Annotated in this window: 1 protein-coding gene; it reads right to left on the bottom strand. The window is 38.8% G+C overall.

Annotated elements, in window-relative coordinates:
• Positions 1 to 13: 13 nt before the first annotated feature.
• Positions 14 to 1,424 (bottom strand): T9SS type A sorting domain-containing protein (locus QZT26_RS17630; RefSeq protein ID WP_295104057.1); only part of this gene is annotated, 1,411 nt, incomplete at its 5' end.

Genomic DNA, 1,424 nt, shown 5'->3' on the forward strand with positions numbered 1-1,424 from the left:
ATTAAACCAATGCTTACTTGGTTAATATCATCTTCTTTGTGGAACTGAATTTCTGTCCATCTATTCCATCTGCTTCTAATCTGTAGAAATATACACCGCTGTTCAATGAACTTGCGTCAAAGGAAACCTTCTGGCTGCCTGCTGACATCTGTCCATTTAACAAGGATGCTACTTCCTGACCTAATACGTTGAATACCTTCAGGCTTACTTTGCTATCTACTGCAAGACTGAAGTTTATTGTTGTACTTGGGTTAAATGGATTTGGATAGTTCTGACTTAATGTATATTCCCTTAATCCTAATACTTCTACTTCAACTGCATTTGAGTATTCAAATGAACCATCAAGGTCTATTTGTTTTAGTCTGTATGTATATGTACCAGCTTCTACATTCTGATCTAAATATACATAGTTATTTGTACTTGTAGAGGTTCCATGACCTGCTACAAAACCAACTGACTGATATTCACCGCCATTGCTTCTTTCAATCTGGAAACCGCTGTTATTTAATTCGGTTGCAGTTGTCCAGTTTAAGGTTACTGTGTTGTTATCAGATTTGGCTGTAAAGGATGTTAACTCTACAGGTATTACTTGTTTGACACATAAATTATCCCAATAGATATAATCTATATTGAATGTATAGCCGTTGTATGATATCTGAAGCTGAGCATTCTCTGAACCTGTTGCAGGTGTGGTAAATGAACCTTCAATCAATGTCGGACCAACATTTGCTGTTGGATCAACTACCTGATATAATACTTCTTCGGTTGTGCCGCCATCATAAGTGATACCTACGGTTACTGTTCCGCTTGGTGCAGCATAATAATCAAGGAAGAAATTGAATGAAAAAGTTGATGCCGTATTATTTACTAAAGGTATTGCATTTGATCTAATCAAAGACACACCTGTAAATGATGGAGACCAACCCATTCTAAGCTCAGGAGCAGTGCCGCCTGCATTTGCTGTAGCACTTGCTGTCCAGTTGGTTAATCCCAATGGTCCTACAATTGTCCAGTTGCTTAGGTCTGCAAAAGGCTCACAATGCTCAACTAAATTTGGATCCTGGATTGTCCTGAATGACCAGGTTGAAGAAGAAATATTACAAGTATCAATCTTATTAACTACTTTCCATTGATAGTTTGTAAAATAATTTAATGTGCCAGGTGACCACTGAGTTACCGGTGCACCGGAATAAACTGATACCATATTACCGGCAGGACCGAAAAATACTTCAACTTGATTTGGTGGCACTGTTCCGGGTCCGCCATTTGACCAGCTTAAATTTACACCTGTAATCGGAACATCAACTGCGTTATTAGCAGGAGTCGGATTTTCAGGAGTTTGAACAGGACAAGGAGGACCAAGCTGCTCTACAACTGCGGCTATATTCCAATTAACATTAAGCTGTCCACTAGTTGCATCAATA

Source organism: uncultured Candidatus Kuenenia sp., from assembly GCF_900696675.1.
GTDB lineage: Bacteria > Planctomycetota > Brocadiia > Brocadiales > Brocadiaceae > Kuenenia > Kuenenia stuttgartiensis_A.